At 62.9% G+C, this 20,012-nt stretch carries 14 protein-coding genes; 2 read left to right on the forward strand and 12 right to left on the reverse strand.

The genetic code is table 11. The features are described from left to right. Window position 1 precedes the first annotated feature (1 nt). Window positions 2–895: a LysR substrate-binding domain-containing protein gene (locus tag ABEH27_RS13955; protein ID WP_346614144.1), complete on the reverse strand. Its 894-nt coding sequence runs from the start codon at window positions 893–895 to the stop codon at window positions 2–4. Window positions 896–1,091: 196 nt separating this feature from the next. Between ABEH27_RS13955 and ABEH27_RS13960 the strand changes: the two genes are divergently transcribed. Continuing rightward, the gene (locus ABEH27_RS13960) at window positions 1,092–2,249 is read left to right on the forward strand and encodes an MFS transporter (protein ID WP_346614222.1); all 1,158 of its coding nucleotides are present in this window, start codon (window positions 1,092–1,094) and stop codon (window positions 2,247–2,249) included. 138 nt (window positions 2,250–2,387) lie between these two features. Here ABEH27_RS13960 and ABEH27_RS13965 read toward each other — a convergent pair whose 3' ends face one another. The 11 genes from ABEH27_RS13965 to pilM all read right to left on the reverse strand — a co-directional run bounded on the left by ABEH27_RS13965 (window position 2,388) and on the right by pilM (window position 17,329). Further along, the gene (locus ABEH27_RS13965; RefSeq protein WP_346614145.1) at window positions 2,388–2,735 is read right to left on the reverse strand and encodes a NirD/YgiW/YdeI family stress tolerance protein; all 348 of its coding nucleotides are present in this window, start codon (window positions 2,733–2,735) and stop codon (window positions 2,388–2,390) included. A 113-nt stretch (window positions 2,736–2,848) separates the two neighbouring features. Then, the gene (gene hemE / locus ABEH27_RS13970) at window positions 2,849–3,913 is read right to left on the reverse strand and encodes a uroporphyrinogen decarboxylase (protein WP_346614146.1); all 1,065 of its coding nucleotides are present in this window, start codon (window positions 3,911–3,913) and stop codon (window positions 2,849–2,851) included. Between the two features lie 130 nt (window positions 3,914–4,043). Further along, a complete protein-coding gene (locus ABEH27_RS13975; RefSeq protein ID WP_346614147.1) occupies window positions 4,044–5,462 on the reverse strand; it encodes an FAD-dependent oxidoreductase in 1,419 nt (472 codons plus the stop codon). A gap of 123 nt (window positions 5,463–5,585) precedes the next feature. Beyond that, window positions 5,586–10,031 (reverse strand): glutamate synthase large subunit, encoded by a 4,446-nt coding sequence (gene gltB, locus ABEH27_RS13980; RefSeq protein WP_346614148.1) that lies wholly within the window; start codon window positions 10,029–10,031, stop codon window positions 5,586–5,588. A 373-nt stretch (window positions 10,032–10,404) separates the two neighbouring features. Continuing rightward, the gene (locus ABEH27_RS13985) at window positions 10,405–12,009 is read right to left on the reverse strand and encodes an AAA family ATPase (RefSeq protein ID WP_346614149.1); all 1,605 of its coding nucleotides are present in this window, start codon (window positions 12,007–12,009) and stop codon (window positions 10,405–10,407) included. A 15-nt stretch (window positions 12,010–12,024) separates the two neighbouring features. Then, window positions 12,025–13,122, reverse strand: coding sequence for a 3-dehydroquinate synthase (aroB, locus tag ABEH27_RS13990; RefSeq protein WP_346614150.1), 1,098 nt, complete (start codon window positions 13,120–13,122; stop codon window positions 12,025–12,027). Window positions 13,123–13,216: 94 nt separating this feature from the next. After that, window positions 13,217–13,735 (reverse strand): shikimate kinase AroK, encoded by a 519-nt coding sequence (aroK, locus tag ABEH27_RS13995; protein WP_346614151.1) that lies wholly within the window; start codon window positions 13,733–13,735, stop codon window positions 13,217–13,219. 4 nt (window positions 13,736–13,739) lie between these two features. Continuing rightward, the gene (locus ABEH27_RS14000; protein ID WP_346614223.1) at window positions 13,740–15,008 is read right to left on the reverse strand and encodes a secretin N-terminal domain-containing protein; all 1,269 of its coding nucleotides are present in this window, start codon (window positions 15,006–15,008) and stop codon (window positions 13,740–13,742) included. After that, window positions 14,932–15,948 carry a pilus assembly protein PilP gene (locus tag ABEH27_RS14005; RefSeq protein ID WP_346614152.1) on the reverse strand — a complete coding sequence of 339 codons (1,017 nt, stop codon included), beginning with the start codon at window positions 15,946–15,948 and terminating at the stop codon, window positions 14,932–14,934. Before ABEH27_RS14005 ends, ABEH27_RS14000 begins: the two co-directional genes overlap by 77 nt. Next, a complete protein-coding gene (locus ABEH27_RS14010; protein WP_346614153.1) occupies window positions 15,945–16,481 on the reverse strand; it encodes a PilN domain-containing protein in 537 nt (178 codons plus the stop codon). The genes ABEH27_RS14005 and ABEH27_RS14010 overlap by 4 nt, the downstream gene beginning before the upstream one ends. After that, entirely contained in the window at window positions 16,481–17,329 is an 849-nt protein-coding gene (pilM, locus tag ABEH27_RS14015) for a pilus assembly protein PilM (RefSeq protein WP_346614154.1), read from the reverse strand. Before pilM ends, ABEH27_RS14010 begins: the two co-directional genes overlap by 1 nt. A 179-nt stretch (window positions 17,330–17,508) precedes the next feature. Between pilM and ABEH27_RS14020 the strand changes: the two genes are divergently transcribed. Continuing rightward, window positions 17,509–19,962, forward strand: coding sequence for a penicillin-binding protein 1A (locus tag ABEH27_RS14020; RefSeq protein ID WP_346614155.1), 2,454 nt, complete (start codon window positions 17,509–17,511; stop codon window positions 19,960–19,962). Window positions 19,963–20,012: the final 50 nt, after the last annotated feature.

Below are 20,012 nucleotides of genomic sequence, written 5' to 3' on the forward strand. Positions count from 1 at the left end.
GTCAGCTGGTCATCAACCCGGTAAGCAGCTCGGCGAAGGCTTTGGCCATCGCCGATGCGCCGCGCTCTCGCTGCACCAGCCACACCGCCGACATTGCCCCCTCATCCAGCAAGGTGCGGTACACCACCCCTTCGATGCGCATGCGCTGGAACGAGGCAGGCAACACCGAAACCCCCAACCCCGCCGATACCAGCCCGATGATGGTCATCGCCTCGCCCGCCTCCTGAGCAAAATGCGGGCTGAAACCCGCCTGCCGGGCCAGGCTCAACAGCTGCGCGTGCAGCCCGCTGCCATAGCTGCGCGGGAAGAACACGAACGGTTCATGGGCCAGCGCCGCCATATGTACACCGTGCTCGGTGCCCTCGGCCAGCGGATGCGAAGCATTGATTACCGCTACCAGCGGCTCGCGGAAAAGTTCGGTGGCCACCAGGCCATCGGGCAGCGGCATGGGCCGCATCAGCCCGACCTCGATGGACTCGTCGAACACGCCTTCGGCCACGTCGCGGCTGCTCATCTCCTTGAGGTTCAGGTGCACGGCCGGGAAGCGCTGGCGAAACGCATGGATAGCCTTGGGGATTTTCGAGGTGAACGGCGCCGACGAGGTAAAGCCGATCTTCATCTCGCCCAGCTCGCCCAATTGCGCTCGGCGCGCCACATCGGCGGCTTTCTCCACCTGCGCCAGCACCTGGCGCGCCTCCTCCAGAAACAGCCGGCCGGCCTCACTCAGTTCGACCCGACGGTTGGTACGCTCGAACAGGCGTGCCCCCAGCTCCTGCTCCAAGGCCTGGATCTGTTGGCTCAGGGGTGGCTGGGAAATGCCCAGCTGCTGGGCCGCGCGGCCAAAATGCAGCTCTTCGGCAACCGCGATGAAATACCGCAGGTGGCGCAGTTCCATGTCTGCCTCCGGAACAGGTCGTCAAACGTCTTAAATAGGTCGAACAATATATTGGATGTAATCATTAGCCAGCTATATGCTTTTTTCATTGCGCCAGAGGTACCCGCCCGTGAAAACTGCTGTATCCCCCCTCCCTGCTGACCCCGACCCCGCTCCGTTGCACGACATCTGGATCGAAAAAGGCACCCCTGCCTTCATGAAAACCGTGCTGGCCCTGTTCAGCGGCGGCTTCGCCACCTTTGCCCTGCTGTACTGCGTACAGCCGATGATGCCGTTGTTGTCGCAGGAGTTTTCGATCAATGCCGCCCAGAGCAGCCTGGTGTTGTCGGTATCGACCGGGATGCTGGCATTCGGTTTGCTGGTCACCGGGCCGATCTCCGACCGCATCGGGCGCAAGCCGGTGATGGTGTTCGCGCTGCTCTGCGCGGCGTTATCGACCATGGTCAGCGCGGTGATGCCAACCTGGGAAGGTGTACTTGCCACACGGGCGCTGGTCGGCCTGTCGCTAAGCGGGCTGGCGGCAGTGGCAATGACCTACCTGAGCGAAGAGATCCACCCACAGCACATCGGCCTGGCCATGGGTTTGTACATTGGTGGCAACGCCATTGGTGGCATGAGCGGCCGGCTGATCACCGGCGTACTGATCGATTTCGTCAGCTGGCACACGGCAATGCTGACCATCGGTGGCCTGGCCTTGGGCGCGGCACTGGTGTTCTGGAAAGTGCTGCCCGAATCGCGCAACTTCCGCGCACAGACGCTGCACCCGCGCAGCCTGCTGGACGGCTTCGTCATGCACTTCAAGGACGCCGGCCTGCCCTGGCTGTTCCTCGAAGCCTTCCTGCTGATGGGCGCCTTCGTCACCCTGTTCAACTACATCGGCTACCGCCTGCTGGCAGAGCCCTACCACATGAACCAGGCGCTGGTCGGCTTGCTCTCGGTGGTCTACCTGTCGGGTATCTACAGCTCGGCCCAGGTCGGCGCCCTGGCTGACAAACTGGGCCGGCGCAAGGTGTTCTGGGCCAGTATCCTGGTAATGGCGGGCGGCTTGCTGATGACCTTGGCATCACCGCTGGTGCTGGTGATCCTCGGCATGCTGGTGTTCACCTTCGGCTTCTTTGGCGCGCATTCGGTGGCCAGCAGTTGGATCGGGCGTCGGGCGCTGAAGGCCAAAGGGCAGGCCTCGTCGCTGTACCTGTTCTGCTATTACGCAGGGTCGAGTGTGGCCGGGACGGCCGGTGGAGTGTTCTGGCACCAGTGGGGCTGGAACGGGATCGGGCTGTTCATTGGCAGCTTGCTGGCGGTGGCGTTGCTGGTGGCTTTGAAGTTGAGCAGGCTTGCACCAAAGACTGCCTGATACAGGGCTGCTATGCAGCCCATCGCCGGCAAGCCGGCTCCCACAATTTGGACTGCGCCCAAGTGTTGGATTAGTGGCCAACTTCTTGGAGGCAGTCCACCCTGTGGGAGCCGGCTTGCCGGCGATTGGGCCCTCAGATCAGTTGATGATCTCGACAATATCCACATCCACTTCACGGCTCATCAGGTGCTTCTCCACCTCACCGGTCAGCTTGACCTTGGTCTTGTCGTTGAACGGCGTCGGTGGCAGGTCTTCATCGTCGATCTCGACGGTGATGGTGCCGGTGTTGTCCTTGAATTCGTACTTGTCGTCGTTGTTGATCTTCTTGGTCACAAAGCCTTGCAGCACTACCGGAGTGTCATCGGCTGCATCATTGGCAGCGGCAACGGTGGTGACCGATTGGGCACCCGGGCCGGTGTAGCCGGCGGCCAGGGCTGCTGTGCTCAAGAAAGGGGCGAGGATCAGTGCTAGGTAACGAGTTTTCATGATGATCGGGTCCTGTTTGGGTTTCGATGGGACCAGATTAGCGACGATCGCTGAATTGAAGCTTAACGCAAAAAAAACCGGCACTCAGGCCGGTTCGTTGTCGGGACATCAGATCACTGGTGGTATTGCGCCGACAGTTCGTGCACAGCATTGATGAACACACCTGCGTGCTCCGGATCGACTTCCGGAGTAATGCCGTGCCCCAGGTTGAACACGTGGCCGGTGCCCTTGCCGTAGCTGGCGAGGATACGCGCGACTTCCTGGCGGATGGCCTCGGGCTTGGCATACAGCACGGTCGGGTCCATGTTGCCCTGCAGGGCCACCTTGTCACCCACACGGCGGCGGGCGTCGCCGATTTCGCAAGTCCAGTCCAGGCCCAGGGCGTCGGCACCGGCTTCGGCAATGCTTTCCAGCCACAGGCCGCCGTTCTTGGTGAAGAGGATCACCGGCACCTTGCGCCCTTCGTGCTCGCGGATCAGGCCGCTGACGATCTTGCGCATGTAGGCCAGGGAGAACTCCTGGTAGGCCGCCGCCGACAGGTTGCCACCCCAGGTGTCGAAGATCTGCACTGCCTGGGCACCCGCCAGGATCTGGCCGTTGAGGTAACTGGTGACCGACTGGGCCAGCTTGTCCAGCAGCATATGCAGGGCTTGCGGGTTGTCGTAGGCCATCGCCTTGGTCTTGCGGAAGTCCTTGGACGAGCCGCCTTCGACCATGTAGGTGGCCAGGGTCCAAGGGCTGCCGGAGAAGCCGATCAGCGGCACACGGCCATTGAGCTCGCGACGGATGGTGCTGACCGCGTCCATCACATAACCGAGGTCTTTCTGCGGGTCAGGTACCTGCAGCGCCTCGATGTCGGCCGGGGTGCTGATGACCTTCTTGAAACGCGGGCCTTCGCCGGTCTCGAAGTACAGGCCAAGGCCCATGGCGTCGGGGATAGTGAGGATGTCCGAGAACAGGATCGCCGCATCCAGCGGGTAGCGGTCCAGCGGCTGCAGGGTGACCTCGCAGGCGAACTGCGGGTTCATGCACAGGCTCATGAAGTCGCCGGCCTTGGCGCGGCTGGCGCGGTATTCCGGCAGGTAGCGGCCGGCCTGGCGCATCATCCACACCGGGGTGACGTCTACGGGTTGCTTGAGCAGTGCACGCAGGAAACGATCGTTCTTCAGGGCAGTCATGTCGGCATCCGGCAAAAAAGTGCAGGCATTTTCTCAGACGCACAAAGAAAAGGCACGGCTGATTGCCGTGCCTTTTGTCTATCGGTATGTCCTGGATCAATAGATTTTGTATACAAAACCCAGTACAACCTCAGACTTCGAGGTAATCCAGGATACCTTCGGCGGCCGTGCGGCCTTCGAAGATGGCGGTTACCACCAGGTCCGAACCGCGCACCATGTCGCCACCGGCGAAGATTTTCGGGTTGCTGGTCTGGTGCTTGAACTTGCCTTTCTCCGGTGCCACCACGCGGCCCTGGCTGTCCATCTCGATGCCATGCTGCTCGAACCACGGTGCCGGGCTTGGGCGGAAGCCGAAAGCGATCACCACGGCGTCGGCCGGCAGGATCTCTTCGGAGCCGGGGATCGGCTCGGGGCTGCGGCGGCCGCGGGCATCCGGCTCGCCAAGACGGGTCTCGACGACTTTCACGCCTTCGACCTTGTCTTCGCCGACAATCGCAATGGGCTGGCGGTTATAGAGGAACTTCACGCCTTCTTCCTTGGCGTTCTTCACCTCTTTGCGCGAGCCGGGCATGTTGGCCTCGTCACGGCGATAGGCACACGTCACCGACTTGGCGCCCTGGCGGATCGAGGTGCGGTTGCAGTCCATCGCGGTGTCGCCACCGCCCAGTACCACGACCTTCTTGCCCTGCATGTCGACAAAGTCTTCCGGCGACTTTTCAAAGCCCAGGTTGCGGTTGACGTTGGCGATCAGGAAATCCAGTGCGTCATGCACACCCGGCAGGTCTTCGCCCGGGAAACCGCCCTTCATGTAGGTGTAGGTGCCCATACCCATGAACACGGCATCGTATTCGGCGAGCAGCTGCTCCATGGTGATGTCGGTACCCACCTCGGTGTTCAAGCGGAACTCGATGCCCATGCCGGTGAAGACTTCGCGGCGGTTGCTCAGCACGGTCTTTTCCAGCTTGAACTCGGGGATGCCGAAGGTCAGCAGGCCGCCGATTTCCGGGTTCTTGTCGAACACCACCGGGGTCACCCCAGCACGCACCAGCACGTCGGCACAGCCCAGGCCCGCCGGGCCGGCGCCGATGATGGCGACGCGCTTGCCGGTCGGCTTGACCTTGGACATGTCCGGGCGCCAGCCCATGGCGAAGGCGGTATCGGTGATGTACTTCTCCACCGAGCCGATGGTCACGGCGCCGAAGCCGTCGTTCAAGGTGCAGGCGCCCTCGCACAGGCGGTCTTGCGGGCACACGCGGCCACAGACTTCCGGCAGGGTGTTGGTCTGGTGCGACAGCTCGGCGGCGGCCAGGATGTTGCCTTCGGAAACCAGCTTCAACCAGTTGGGGATGAAGTTGTGCACCGGGCACTTCCACTCGCAGTACGGGTTACCGCAGCCCAGGCAACGGTGCGCCTGCTCTACGGACTGCTGCGGCTTGAAGGGTTCGTAGATCTCCACGAACTCCTTCTTGCGCTGGCGCAGCAGCTTTTTCTTCGGGTCCTTGCGGCCCACTTCGATGAACTGGAAGTCGTTACTCAGACGTTCAGCCATTTTTCAAAACCTCTTAACAGCAGCTGCAAGCTACGCGCTGCAAGCCGCAAGACGATCACTTAAGCCGGGCAAACCTCGAACTGCATTGACTTGCAGCTTGAGGCTTGCCACTTGCAGCTGTTTTTACTGCGGGTTGGCACGGGTGCTGGACAGCAGTTGCTTGAGGTTGGCCGCTTTCGGCTTGACCAGCCAGAAGCGCCGCACATAGTCGTCCAGGTTCTCGAAGAGCTCACGCCCCCACTCGCTGCCCGTCTCTTCCACGTATTCGCCAAGGACCCGCGCCAGGTGGCTGCGGTAGGCTTCCATCGCTTCACCACTGATGCGCTGGATTTCCACCAGTTCGTGGTTCAGCTTGTCGACGAAGCTGTTGTCCATGTCGAGCACGTAGGCGAAGCCGCCAGTCATGCCAGAACCGAAGTTGTAACCGGTCTTGCCCAGGACGCAGACAAAGCCGCCGGTCATGTATTCACAGCAGTGATCACCCGTCCCCTCGACCACCGCGTGGGCGCCGGAGTTACGCACAGCGAAGCGCTCGCCCGCGGTGCCGGCGGCAAACAGCTTGCCGCCCGTGGCGCCGTACAGGCAGGTGTTGCCGACGATGGCGCTGTGCTGGGTTTCGAACGGGCTGCCGGCAGGCGGCACGATGGTCACCTTGCCACCGGTCATGCCTTTGCCGACGTAATCGTTGGCGTCACCTTCCAGGTACAGGTTCAGGCCACCGGCGTTCCACACGCCGAAGCTCTGGCCTGCAGTGCCCTTGAAGCGGAAGGTGATCGGCGACGCCGCCATACCCTGGTTGCCGTGCAGCTTGGCGATTTCGCCGGAGATGCGCGCACCAATGGAACGGTCACAGTTGCAGATGTCCAGCGCGAACTCGCCACCGGCCTGGTCACGAATGGCCGGCAGGGCCATTTCGACCATCTTCTCGGCCAGCTCGCCCTTGTCGAACGGCGGGTTCTTGTCGACCTCGCAGAACTGCGGCTTGTCCGCCGGGATGTGCGAACTGCCCAGCAGCGGCGACAGGTCCAGGTACTGCTGGCGCTCGGTATCACCCGGCAGCACGTCGAGCAGGTCGGTACGGCCGATCAGCTCGCCCAGGCTGCGCACGCCCAGCTTGGCCAGCCACTCGCGGGTTTCTTCGGCGACGAAGGTGAAGAAGTTGATCACCATGTCGACGGTGCCGATGTAGTGGTCCTTGCGCAGCTTGTCGTTCTGGGTCGCTACGCCGGTGGCGCAGTTGTTCAGGTGGCAGATGCGCAGGTACTTGCAGCCCAGGGCAATCATTGGCGCGGTGCCGAAGCCGAAGCTTTCGGCGCCGAGGATGGCTGCCTTGATAACGTCGAGGCCGGTTTTCAGGCCGCCGTCGGTCTGTACCCGCACCTTGCCGCGCAGGTCGTTGCCGCGCAGGGTCTGATGGGTTTCAGCCAGGCCCAGTTCCCACGGGGCGCCAGCGTACTTGATCGACGTCAGGGGCGAAGCACCGGTGCCACCGTCGTAACCGGAGATGGTGATCAGGTCGGCGTAGGCCTTGGCCACGCCAGCGGCGATGGTACCAACGCCAGCCTCTGCGACCAGCTTGACCGATACCAATGCCTGCGGGTTGACCTGCTTGAGGTCGTAGATCAGCTGGGCCAGGTCTTCGATCGAATAGATGTCGTGGTGCGGCGGCGGCGAGATCAGGGTCACGCCCGGTACCGCATAGCGCAGCTTGGCGATCAGGCCGTTGACCTTGCCGCCTGGCAGCTGGCCGCCCTCACCGGGCTTGGCGCCCTGGGCAACTTTGATCTGCAGCACTTCGGCATTGACCAGGTATTCCGGCGTCACACCGAAGCGGCCGGTGGCGACCTGCTTGATTTTCGAGCTGCGGACGGTGCCGTAGCGCGACGGGTCTTCACCGCCCTCACCGGAGTTGGAGCGCGCGCCCAGGCGGTTCATCGCCTCGGCCAGCGCTTCGTGGGCCTCTGGCGACAGTGCACCCAGCGAGATACCCGCCGAGTCGAAGCGCTTGAGGATCGCCTCCAGCGGCTCGATCTGCTCCAGCGGCAGAGCCTCGTCGGCCACTTTCACTTTCAGCAGGTCGCGGATCATCGACACCGGGCGCTGGTCGACCAGCGTGGTGTATTCCTTGAACTTGGCGTAGTCACCCTGCTGCACGGCAGCCTGCAGGGTATTGACCACGTCCGGGTTGTAGGCGTGGTATTCGCCACCGTGAACGAACTTGAGCAGGCCGCCTTGCTGGATCGGCTTGCGCGCGCTCCAGGCTTCGGCGGCGAGCAGCTTCTGGTCGCCCTCGAGGTCGACGAAGCGCGCCCCCTTGATGCGGCTGGAAACGCCCTTGAAGCTCAGGCCGACCACTTCCTCGGCCAGGCCCACGGCTTCGAACAGCTGCGCGCCACGGTACGAGGCAACGGTGGAGATACCCATCTTCGACAGGATCTTCAGCAGGCCTTTGGAGATGCCTTTGCGGTAGTACTTGAAGACTTCATCCAGGTCGCCCAGCACCTCGCCGGTACGGATCAGGTCGGCCAGCACTTCATAGGCCAGGTACGGGTACACGGCGGAGGCGCCGAAGCCCAGCAGCACGGCGAAGTGGTGCGGATCGCGGGCGGTGGCGGTTTCGACCAGGATGTTGCTGTCGCAGCGCAGGCCCTTTTCGGTCAGGCGGTGGTGCACTGCGCCGACGGCGAACGAAGCGTGCACCGGCAGCTTGCCCGGGGCGATGTAACGGTCGCTCAGCACCAGTTGGGTCTTGCCGGCCCGCACCGCTTCTTCAGCCTGGTCGGCGATGTTGCGGATGGCAGCTTCCAGGCCGATGCTTTCCTCGTAGTTGAGGTCGATCAGCTGGCGGTCGAAGCCTTCGCGCTCCAGGTTCATCAGCGAACGCCACTTGGCGGGCGAGATGACCGGCGAGCTGAGAATCACCCGCGAGGCGTGCTCCGGGGATTCCTGGAAGATGTTGCGCTCGGCGCCCAGGCAGATTTCCAGCGACATGACGATCGCTTCGCGCAGCGGGTCGATCGGCGGGTTGGTTACCTGGGCGAACTGCTGGCGGAAGAAGTCGTACGGCGAACGCACGCGCTGCGACAGCACGGCCATCGGCGTGTCGTCGCCCATGGAGCCGACCGCTTCCTGGCCCTGCTCGCCGAGTGGGCGCAATACCTGGTCACGCTCCTCGAAGGTGACCTGGAACATCTTCATGTATTGCTTGAGCTGGTCGCTGTCGTAGCTGGCAGCGCCCTGGTCATCGGTCAGCGTCGCCTGAATGCGCAGGGCGTGCTGACGCAGCCAGCGCTTGTACGGGTGGCGCGACTTCAAACGGTTATCGATGGCGTCGGTGTCGAGGATATGGCCGGTCTCGGTGTCGACAGCCAGGATCTGACCCGGGCCGACGCGGCCCTTGGCAACGACTTCATCAGGCTTGTAGCCCCATACGCCAATTTCCGAAGCGATGGTGATATAGCCATTGGTGGTGGTCACCCAGCGCGCCGGGCGCAGGCCGTTACGGTCGAGCAGGCAGACCGCGTGGCGGCCTTCGGTCATGACGATACCGGCCGGGCCATCCCACGGCTCCATGTGCATGGAGTTGTACTCGTAGAAGGCGCGCAGGTCGGCGTCCATGGTCTCGACGTTCTGCCAGGCTGGCGGTACCAGCATGCGCACGCCACGGAACAGGTCGATGCCGCCAGTGACCATCAGCTCGAGCATGTTGTCCATGCTCGAGGAGTCGGAGCCGACGCGGTTGACCAGCGGGCCGAGCTCTTCGAGGTCGGGGATCAGGTCGTTGGCGAACTTGGTGCGACGGGCCATGGCCCAGTTGCGGTTGCCGGTGATGGTGTTGATTTCGCCGTTGTGGGCGAGGAAGCGGAACGGCTGCGCCAGCGGCCATTTCGGCAGGGTATTGGTGGAGAAGCGCTGGTGGAACACGCAGATCGCGGTTTGCAGGCGCTCGTCATCAAGGTCCGGGTAGAAGGCCGCGAGATCGCGCGGCATCATCAGGCCTTTGTAGATGATGGTCTTGTGCGAGAAGCTGCAGATGTAGTGGTCGGCGTCGTGGGCGTTGGCCACGGACGAACGGCGACGGGCACTGAACAGCTTGATGGCGAATTCCTGATCGCTCAGGCCTTCACCGCCGATGAACACCTGTTCGATCTGCGGCAGACGCTCCAGGGCCAGGCGGCCGAGCACGCTGGTGTCGATCGGCACTTTACGCCAGCCCACCAGCGTAAGACCGGCGGCAAGGATTTCGCGATCCATGTTGGCGCGAGCAGCTTCGGCTTTAACTGGGTCCTGATTGAAGAACACCATGCCGACGGCGTACTGCTTGGGCAGTTCGACCGCAAAGTGCTCCTGGGCCATGGCACGCAGGAATTGATCAGGCTTCTGCATGAGCAGGCCGCAACCGTCGCCGGTCTTGCCGTCGGCGTTGATTCCGCCGCGGTGGGTCATGCAAGTCAGTGCCTGCATGGCGGTTTGCAGAAGGTGGTGGCTGGGTTCACCCGTCATATGGGCGATCAGGCCAAAACCACAGTTGTCCTTGAATTCTTCGGGATGGTACAGACCTGTTTTCATAGACACTATCTCACCAGGTTCACCTCTCAACCGGAGGCAAATCTCTTTTTTAACAACCACTTACCATCCACGCCGATCAAATGCCAGCTTTTTTGCGGTGGCCATGGAAAACCATTGTTGCACAGCGACAGCGATGCCCACAAATTTTCATGTCTCACCATTGAAAATTTATGTCGCAATTTTGAATGTTTTTGCGCCATGCGCCGTGATAGCGGCTTGGCTAGAGTCTGAAGCGTTTCAGCCATGACTGCAAGATTGGCTTGTGGCCGGCAGTCTGGGACAGAAAAGCCTGCCGCGCTCGAGCGCAGCAGGCTAGACGAAAGTCAGTTTCGCTCAGCAACTGGGCGGCGGGGTGATGCCGCCCGGAAGGTAATCAGCGAGCCGTGGCCAGCTCTTGTTGGACGCTGCCGACGGTACGTGGCCAAGGTTTACCAGCCTGGACCTTCGCTGGCAAGTTCTTGATTGCCGCAACCGCTGCATCGCGGTTGGCGAAGCTGCCATAAGTGACCACGTACAGCGGCTTGCCCTGCAGGTTTTTCTTGAAGTAGCGATAGTCGCCACCCTGCGCCTTGACGAAGGCCTGGGCCGACGCTTCGGAACTGGTGCCGAGAATCTGCACCACATAATTGCCGGGCTTCTGGCCAGCGTACCAACCACCGGTGCTGCCACCAGCGGCTGCTTTTTCAGCAGGTTTGGCAGCGGGCTTGGCGGTGGCCACCTGGGTCGGTGCCGGAGCAGGCTTGGCAGGCGCTACCGGCTTGGCCGGCTGGGTTGCAACAGGCTTCTGCGCAGGTGCTACTGGCTGAGCCGGAGCAGGGCTGGTGGTGGCTTGCGCCATGGTCGGTGCCGGGCCGGCAGCCACACCTTGCGGTGGTGCGGTGGTGGTGACCGTCGGCGGGTTGCCAGGCTGCAACGCGGTGTTACCCGCCGGGCCGCCTTCCTCGCCATCGCCCATGCCCGCGGCCTGGGCCAGCGGCTCACGCATCACCGGCTGCGACTGGCCAACCAGCGGCAGTGGCATCGGCTGCGAAGAGCCGGAGAACTCGATGGAAGGGTCGGTCGACTTGCCGTCCCCCAGCGGCAGCTGGGCCTGGGCTGCTGGCGCATCGGTTGGCGCCTTGTCGCCTTTCTTGGGCATGAGAACCGCGGCAGCAACGGCGACCACGACGACAGCGGACAACGCGAGCACGTGTTTCTTAGGCATTTTGAACCCCATGGTTGGTCGCTTGGCCGTCGTGCGGCTGGCGATCATGGCTTCGATCAAGGTATCGCGGGCGACCTGGTTGATGTTGCCAGGCCAACCGTCGGAGTTTTCATGGATATCGACGAGCTGCTCACGGGTGAACACATCGATGCCCCGGCCGGCACCTTCAAGGCGCTGTTCCAGGTACTCGCGGGTCTCTTCCTCGCTGTAGGGGGCGAGTTCGATGACGTGGAAACGCTCTTCCTCGACATGGATCTCCTCCAACCCTGCGATCAGCGAGGGTTCGCCGAACAGGAACACGTGCGGGCGCCCTTCCGCGACACCTGCCGCCAGTTCCAGCAACGCTTGGAGTGCCGACTCGTCGAGTTGTTCCGCATCATCCACCAGCAAGTAGACTTCTTGCCCGGTGAGGGCGAGTTGTACCACCTTGGACAGAATCGCCTGGACTTCGGGCTGGGCTACTTCCAGCGACTGGGCCACCTGGCCCAGCACGCTGGCCGCATCGCTGGCACCGCGGGCCGATACCACCACGCTCTGCACCGACTGTTTGTTGGTGCTGGCCACCAAGGCCTGGCGCAGCAGTGTCTTGCCGCTGCCTACCGGGCCTGTAACCACCAGCATCAGCTGGCTGTAGCGGGCCAAGTGATGCAGTTGGCCGAGCACGGGCTTGCGCTGGGCAGGGAAGAACTTGAAGCCGGGCACACGCGGCGCGAACGGATCGTGGCTCAACTGGTAGTGGTCGAGAAACGCCTCATCGGCATGCAAACTGGTCATTGCGCTGTCACAACCTCAAAGCTGGGCCACGATCGCGCGGTAATCCGCCGACAGCGTGGCCTGAAGAATCTCTTTCGGATAGTCGTCGGTGACCACGGCTTCACCCATCTGGCGCAGCAGCACCAGACGCAGACGCCCATCGATCACCTTTTTATCGACCGCCATATGCTCCATGAAATGCGCCGGGGTCATTTCCTGTGGTGGCACCACCGGCAAACCTGCATCCTGCAGCAGGCGGATTGCGCGATCGCGCTCGGGCTGGTCGATCCAGCCCAGGCGCATGGACATTTCCAGGGCCATCACCGTGCCCGCTGCCACGGCTTCGCCGTGCAACCAGACACCGTAGCCCATGTGCGTTTCGATGGCATGCCCGAAGGTATGCCCCAGGTTGAGAGTGGCGCGCACGCCGGATTCGCGCTCATCGGCACCCACCACTGCGGCCTTGGCCGCGCAGGAGCGGCGGATCGCTTCGGTCAGGGCAGCAGGCTCCAGGGCGCGCAGGGCCTCGATGTTGTCTTCGAGCCAGCCGAGGAAGGGTTTGTCGCAGATCAGGCCGTACTTGATCACTTCGGCCAGGCCCGCCGACAGCTCACGCTCGGGCAGGGTCTTGAGGCTGGTGGTATCGATCAGCACCGCGTTGGGCTGATAGAAGGCACCCACCATGTTCTTGCCCAGCGGGTGGTTGATGCCAGTCTTGCCGCCGACCGAGGAGTCGACCTGGGACAGCAGCGTGGTCGGCACCTGAATGAAATCGACGCCGCGCTGGTAGCAGGCCGCTGCGAAACCGGCCATGTCACCGATCACGCCACCGCCAAGGGCGACCACCGTGGTGCGGCGGTCGTGCCGGGCAGTCAGCAGGCCGTCGAAGATCAGCTGCAGGGTTTCCCAATTCTTGAAGGCTTCGCCGTCTGGAAGGATCACGGGCAGCACCGAATAGGCACCGAGGGTCTTGCTCAAACGTTCGAGATACAGGGGCGCGACGGTCTCGTTGGAAACGATGGCAACCTGCCGGCCGGCAATATGCGGCGCCAGCAACTCGGGCTGGTCAAGCAGGCCTTCGCCAATGTAGATCGGGTAGCTGCGCTCGCCCAGGTCGACCTTTAGTGTCTGCATGTATCCCCACAATGTACTTGGGCGCGGCGTCGGCTGAGCGACCCACGCGGTATCGTTGAACCTCGCCTCGGCGCTGGCCGAGAATAGTCCCGGCTTACCGGGGCGGCAACTGCTGCAAGCGGTCGAGAATGTCGAGCACGACCATACGCGGCGGCCGTTCGTCGGTTTCCACCACCAGGTCAGCAATCTCACGGTAGAGCGGGTCGCGCGTTTCCAGCAGGTTGCGCAACGTCGCCTCCGGGTTGGCGGTACGCAGCAACGGGCGATTGCGATCGCGCGCGGTGCGCCCGACCTGCTGCTCCACCGAGGCATGCAGGTAGATCACCCGGCCGCCCCGGTGCAACGCCCGGCGATTGGCCTCGCGCATCACTGCGCCGCCACCGGTCGCCACGACCACGCCATCGAGCGCGCAGAGTTCGGCGATCATCGCCTCCTCACGGTCACGAAAGCCCGGTTCGCCTTCCTTGTCGAAGATCCACGGGATATTGGCGCCGGACCGCAGTTCGATTTCCTTGTCGGAATCTTTGAACAGCAGGCGCAGTTCTTTGGCCAACAGGCGTCCGATGGTGCTTTTACCAGCGCCCATGGGCCCTACAAGTATCAAATTTCGCACAGAATCAACGACTCACAGCAATCGCCTGGTCACTCATGATACGCGGAGTCAGGAAGACCAGCAGCTCGGATTTTTTCTCTTGTAATGCATCGCGTCGAAACAGCCGCCCAACATACGGCAGATCGCCAAAAAATGGCACCTTGTCGACCACATTGTTTTGCGTGGTCGAGTACACACCCCCAATGACGATTGTCTCGCCATCGGCCACCCGAACCTTGGCATTCACCTCGTTCTTGCGGATTGGCGGCACATCATTCAAGGCATTGACGAAATCAGGCTCATCCTTGGTCACCTTGACCGTCATGATGACCTTGCCGTCCGGGGTGATCTGCGGGGTGACCTCCAGAGACAGCGACGCTTCACGGAAGGCGACAGACGTAGCACCGCTTTTGGTCGTCTCCTGGTAAGGCACCTCGGTGCCCTTGAGTATGCGGGCTGTCTCTTTGTCAGCGGTGACGACCTTGGGCTGGGAAATGATTTCGCCGTTGCCGGTCTTTTCCATGGCGCTGAGCTCCAGGTCCAGCAGCACACCTCCGCGCAGCAGGCCAAGGCCGATGCTGGAACCGGCCCGCTCCACACCCAGATCGACGAACACATCCCTCCCTAACTGTGGGGTCTCGCCATAAAGCCGTCGCCCCCAGCGCACCCCCAGGCTCTTCTCGTAGTCGAGATTGGCTTCGACAATGCGCGCCTCGATCGCCACCTGGCGCACCGGCACGTCCAGTTGCGCCACCAACTGGCGCAACTCGGCGAGTCGATCTTCAGGCTGGTGCGCCACCAATGTGTTGGTGCGGGTATCGACACTCAAGCTCCCGCGGCCGGTGAGGATACCGTCGTCGGCCAGCGTTGCCAGCAGCAACTCTGCAAGTTCGGACGCTTCGGCGTGATGGATCCGCAGCAACTCCCGGCGCAAAGGTTGCAGTTGAGCGTCCAGCTCCTGCCCCAGGCGCGCGCCAAGTGACTGTTCAGCCAGTTCGGCCGCTGGTGCCACCAGCAGCACATTGCCTTCCTCCCTTCGCGCCAGCCCCTTGCTGCGCAAGATCAGCTCCAGGGCTTGATCCCAAGGCACGCCCTGCAGGCGCAGGGTAATGTTGCCCTGAACCGTGTCACTGGCGACCAGATTGATACCGGCGTAATCGGCCAGCACCTGCAGCACCGAGCGCACTTCCACATCCTGGAAGTTCAACGAAATCGGCTCACCCCGATGTGGTGTCGCGGCCATCAATGGCATCGGCAGCACGGCCAACATCAGCCACGTCATCAAGCCTTTCATCATCTTCCCTGACCTCCCTGTCCACGCCCTTCCTGAGCGTTAGCAATGTGCTGCGTTCCCGCCACCTGCCACCCACGAACAACCGTTCACGCACCTCGACCTGCCTCTCGCCGACATGGCTCACCACGCCCTCATCGCGCCCTAACGCGTCACCGGCGCGCACACGGTACAACCTACCTGCAGACGACAGCACTGCCTGGTATTCCAGGCCGCGCGACAAACTGCCGACCATTTCAAGCTGAGCCAGTGGAACGTTGGCCAGCCCTTCGCGGGCAACGCGGGTCGACCAGGCTGAAAACGGGTCGAGAACAGGGGGCAGAACGTCAGCGCGGGCGGGGGTCAGGGCCAGCGAGCCTGGCTCCGGCACCGGCCCATCGGCCTGGAAGGCGTTGACCCGCAGGCGCAAGCGGAGCAAGCCAGGCTTGCCAGCTGCGCTGGCCAGATACAGGTCGCCAGCACGCAGCAGGCGAACCTGACCCAGCCAATCGTCCAGCCACATGCGCAGCGACGCATAGCGGCCAACCACCAGCACATCGAGCGGTGTCCGGCGAAAGCCGGGCATCTTCACCTCCTCCTGTACATCCAGTTGCTCGAAGTGCAGCCCATGCGCATGCCCGGAGGCTGCCAGCTGGTCGAGCAAGTCGCTGATGTCGCCCCCTGCTGCAAGGCGCCAGCGGTGGTCTAGCAGTTCCAGCTCAGCCTCGCCAGTGGCTTCCCGTATGGACTCACTCGCCAGCACTCGAGCGGTTTTGGCTTCCTGCTCCTCGCTCAGTTGCCTGCCCTGTGCCTGTTCTAGCTGCTGGAGCTGCCGCCACTCCGGCAGGCGAACAAGGCAACCCAGCGCAAGCACTGCAAGCGCGACAGAAATCGGCAGGGCATAGCTCAGCAAAGGTGAGCGAACGACCGGCAGCAGCCAATCCAGGCGGTAGAGAACGCTCACGACCACGACGCCGACATGCGCCCCAGCATCAGGAACTCATCGCCAGCCGGCAGACTTTTCAAGCGTTTGAGCTCCAGGTCCAGCACCACACTGGAGCGCCCCAGGTCGCGCATGAACTGCGCCACCACGGCCCCGGAAACAGCCAGCCCGACGATATGCAGGCGGTCGCCTTCAAGCTTCAGCTCGACTACCTGAACACCCTCAGGCAGTGCACGCTCCAGGTCGGCGAAAAGTGCGACCAGAAGCCCTCTATCAGCGTGCAAAGCGGCCAGCATGTCAGCTTGAGCACGCACCGAGTCAAGCGTTTCCCTGGCGCTTTCAAGCCGCTCCAGCTGAGCGTCCAACCCAGCAATCACCGCTTGCTGACTGACATTGGCCATCGCCTGCTGCTGCGCCCTTTGCCGCGCCAGCTGGTCCATCAACAACACGACGCATAACGCCAGAAGCACACCGCCGACCAGCATCAGGCGCAAGCGCCGCAGGGCCGCCTGGCGCTGCTGCTCGCGCCAGGGTAGAAGGTTGATACGCAACATCAGCGCCAACCTCCCAATGCCAGCGCGCACGCCAGTGTCATGCTGTTGTCGTGACAATCGATGCCGGCCACCGCGGGCAATGGCCGGCATTGCACACTCAGGCTATCAGCCAGTTGTTGCAGCCGAGCCTGATGGAGTGTCGGCGTGCTGGTGACCACCAGATCATTCAGAAAGGGACAACCGGCAACCAACTCGCACAGCCGATCCAAGGGCATTTCGCGCCGCTGGGGCAGTACATCTGGGGACCAGCAATGCAGCGTCGCGCTACACGGCTCCAGTCGCAGCAACGCCGAGCCTTCTGCACGCGGCTGAGGCAGAAGCCGCCGCAAAGCGATGCTGTCGACCTCCACCGCTTCAAGCTGTAGTCCGGCCGCCTCGAACAGCGCCTCCAGGGGGTTCAGCACAGCCTGCCGACAGGCGGCCACCATGACATCCCGAGCCCCTGCCTGAACCTGTGAAGCGCCCATTACCTGAAAATCCATTACCAGCTCTTCCAGCGGAAATGGGAACAGCCTGTCCGCGTCGGCCAGCAGCTTCGCCTCCAGATCGGCTTCAGACTGGCCGGGCGGCAATTGCCACAACTTGCAGATCACCTGCGAAGCAGGCAGTGCCACCGCCACCCGGCGTTGGCGGCTACCGCTGCGCCGATAGGCGCTACTCAATGCCGCCAGAACGCGATCCGGCGCCTGCCACCAGTCGCCAGCGGTAAACGGCTCGAACCGTTCCAGTGCCCACGCAACCCGCTCATAGCGCCCCTTTAGCCGCCGCAACTGCAGCACCCGTACAGAATCGGAGGCAATTTCCACCCCCAGCAGTGAACCGGCATCCTTGCCCATGCGTCCAAGCATCGTTGTTCCCTTGTGGCAACCGTAAACCCGCTGCATCGCCAGTCTCTGGAAGGCCAGGCGGTGCAGCGGGCCGCCTGGCCGGTCACCCGGCGAGGCGAAAAATGCTTATAATGCCCAGCGTTTTTTTCGTCCGCCGGCTCCGTGCGCAACTCACCCCTCAACCTGGACACCCAAAAGCCTTGATACGCCTGCTGAAGTTCTTCTGGTGGTCTTTCGTCGCAGTCATCTGCGCGCTCGTACTCGGTGTGAGCGGTGCGTTTCTGTATCTTAGTCCCAACCTGCCGTCGGTCGATTCGCTCAGAAGCATCCAGTTGCAGATCCCCCTGAGGGTGTACAGCAGCGACGGCAAGCTCATTGCCGAGTTCGGCGAAATGCGCCGCTCGCCAATCCGTTTCGCGGAAATCCCCCCGCAGTTCATTCAGGCGCTTCTGTCAGCCGAAGACGACAATTTCCTTAACCACTACGGTGTCGATCCGAGCAGCCTCATGCGCGCCGCGACCCAGCTGGTTAAAACCGGTCACATCCAGACCGGCGGCAGCACCATCACCATGCAGGTGGCGAAGAACTTCTTCCTGACCAGCGAGCGCAGCTTCTCGCGCAAGACCAACGAGATTCTGCTGGCCCTGCAGATCGAGCGTGAGCTGACCAAGGACGAGATCCTCGAGCTGTACGTGAACAAGATCTACCTGGGTAACCGAGCCTACGGCATCGACGCCGCCGCGCAGGTGTACTACGGCAAATCGATCCGGGACGTGAGCCTGGCGCAGATGGCGATGATCGCCGGCCTGCCCAAGGCGCCGTCGCGATTCAACCCGCTGGCCAACCCGGTGCGTGCGAAAGAGCGCCGCGACTGGATCCTGGGCCGCATGTACAAGCTCGGCAAGATCGACGAAGCCAGCTACCAGAGCGCACTGGCCGAGCCGCTCAACGCCAGCTACCACGTGCCGACACCTGAAGTGAACGCGCCGTACATCGCCGAGATGGCCCGCGCCGAAATGGTCGGCCGCTATGGCAGCGAGGCCTACACCGAAGGCTTCCGCGTCACCACCACGGTGCCGAGTGACATGCAGGAAATGGCCAACAAGGCAGTCCTCAACGGCCTGTCGGACTATGACGAACGCCATGGCTACCGCGGCCCGGACGCACGCTTCCCGGGCAAGACCCAGGCCGCCTGGCTGCAGGAGTTGAACAAGCAGCGCACCCTGGGCGGGCTGGAGCCGGCCATCATTACCCATGTCGAAAAGACTGGCATCAAGGTGCTGACCCGCAGCGGCAAAGAAGAAGACGTTGCCTGGGACACCATGAAGTGGGCGCGCCCGTTCATCAACAGCAACTCCCAGGGGCGCGCGCCGCAATCGCCGGCTGACGTGGCCCAGGTCGGCGACCTGGTACGCCTGCAGCGCCTGGACGACGGCAAGCTCAAATTCAGCCAGGTGCCCGGTGCCCAGAGTGCGCTGGTAACCCTGGACCCTTACAACGGTGCCATTCGTGCGCTGGTGGGCGGCTTCTCGTTCGAGCAGAGCAACTACAACCGCGCCATGCAGGCCAAGCGCCAGCCGGGCTCGAGCTTCAAGCCGTTCATCTACAGCGCCGCGCTGGACAGCGGCTATACCGCCGCCAGCCTGGTCAACGATGCACCGATCGTGTTCGTCGACGAGTACCTCGACAAGGAATGGCGGCCAAAGAACGACACCAACACCTTCCTTGGCCCGATCCGCATGCGCGAAGCGTTGTACAAGTCGCGCAACCTGGTATCGATCCGCCTGCTGCAGGCCATGGGTGTAGGCCGCACCATCGACTACATCGCCAAGTTCGGCTTCAACAAGCAGGACCTGCCGCGCAACCTGTCGCTGGCGCTGGGCACCGCAACGCTGACGCCGATGGAAATCGCCACCGGGTGGAGCACCTTTGCCAACGGCGGCTACAAGGTCAACCCGTACCTGATCGAGCGCATCGAAAGCCGTAGCGGCGAAACCCTGTTCACCGCCAACCCGGCACGCGTGCCGCAAGGCGCCGAAGACCATGCAGGCCTGGCCGCACCGGAGCAGCCTTTCAGCACCGCGGCAATGCCCGGCGAGGCACCGTCGGCCTTCGGCCAGATAGCGCCGGCACCGCAAGCGCCGGTGATCGCCGAGCAGATCATCGATGGCCGCACCACCTATATCCTCACCAGCATGCTGCAGGACGTGATCAAGCGCGGTACCGGGCGCCGGGCGCTGGCCTTGGGCCGTACTGACCTGGCAGGCAAGACCGGCACCACCAACGAGTCCAAGGATGCCTGGTTCTCGGGCTACAACGCCGATTACGTGACTACCGTCTGGGTCGGCTTCGACCAGCCGGAAACCTTGGGCCGCCGCGAATACGGCGGCACTGCGGCGCTGCCGATCTGGATGAGCTTCATGGGCGCGGCGCTCAAGGACAAGCCAAACCACGCCCCTGCAGAGCCGGAAGGCATCCTCAGCCTGCGGGTCGACCCGGTCAGCGGCCGCGCAGCCTCGCCGAGCACGCCGAACGCGTACTTCGAGCTGTTCAAGGCTGAGGACTCGCCACCGTCGGTGGATGAGCTGGGCAATGGTGCAGCACCTGGCAGCCCGCTGCCAGCGGATGAAGCAGCGCCGATGGATCTGTTCTGACAGTGACTTTGCAGCGAGGCCTATAGCCGGCAAGCCGGCTCCAACAGAGT

Origin of the sequence: Pseudomonas sp. P39-UII1, from assembly GCF_039672635.1 — a bacterium.
Taxonomy (GTDB): domain Bacteria; phylum Pseudomonadota; class Gammaproteobacteria; order Pseudomonadales; family Pseudomonadaceae; genus Aquipseudomonas.